The organism is Leisingera sp. ANG59 (genome assembly GCF_013317235.1).
GTDB lineage: Bacteria > Pseudomonadota > Alphaproteobacteria > Rhodobacterales > Rhodobacteraceae > Leisingera.
Genome location: NZ_WLCM01000101.1, coordinates 1 through 736, shown reverse-complemented (window position 1 = coordinate 736; position 736 = coordinate 1). Strand labels below are relative to the sequence as shown.

Here is a 736-nt window from a genome sequence, read left to right as displayed (position 1 = left end):
CTCCCCTCTACCGCAACCCGCCACGGAGCTGCCCGCCCAACCCGAAATGGCGCAAATCGCAACTGGCGCCTCCGCCAAGGCTCTGAAATTCCTGCGCGACGGCGGCCCCTCGATCTGGGCCATMGCTGCCCTGTCTGTCATCACCCTGGCGCTGATCCTGTGGAAGATCTGGCGGCTGGCCCTGATCGGCGCCTGGTCCCGCGGCAAGGCCGCCGATGCCGTAGCCGCCTTTGAACGCGGCGACCGCGCCGCCGCGCTTGCCATCGTGCAGAACCGCATCGGCGTGCGCTCCAAAGTCGTGACCGCCGCCCTCACCGCTACCGCCAGCCTGCCGGAGGACCGCGCCCGCGAGGAAACGGCGCGAGTTGCCAAGCTGCATCTGGCCAGCGCCGCCACCGGCCTCGGCGCGCTGGAGCTGATTGCCACCATCGCGCCGCTCCTGGGCCTCCTCGGCACTGTTCTGGGCATGATCGCCGCCTTCCAGGCGCTGCAGGCCGCAGGCTCCAAGGCCGACCCCGCCCTGCTGGCCGGCGGCATCTGGGAGGCGCTTCTGACCACTGCTGCCGGCATGGCCGTTGCCATCCCTGCCTCCGCCGCGCTGACCTGGTTCGAAGCGGTAATCTCCCGTATCCGCCGCGATATCGAAGACAACGCCACCCGCATTTTCGTCGCCTCCCAGCCCGATCAGCTGGCGCTTGCCGCCGAGTAGCCCCATGCAGCTCGCCCCCGCCCCGCG

At 70.3% G+C, this 736-nt stretch carries 1 protein-coding gene; it reads left to right on the top strand.

Annotation, left to right across the window (positions count from 1 at the left end; all coding sequences use genetic code 11):
- The coding region (locus tag GKC28_RS26095; RefSeq protein ID WP_254604432.1) for a MotA/TolQ/ExbB proton channel family protein at window positions 1-709 on the top strand (709 nt) is incomplete at its 5' end.
- Window positions 710-736 lie beyond the last annotated feature (27 nt).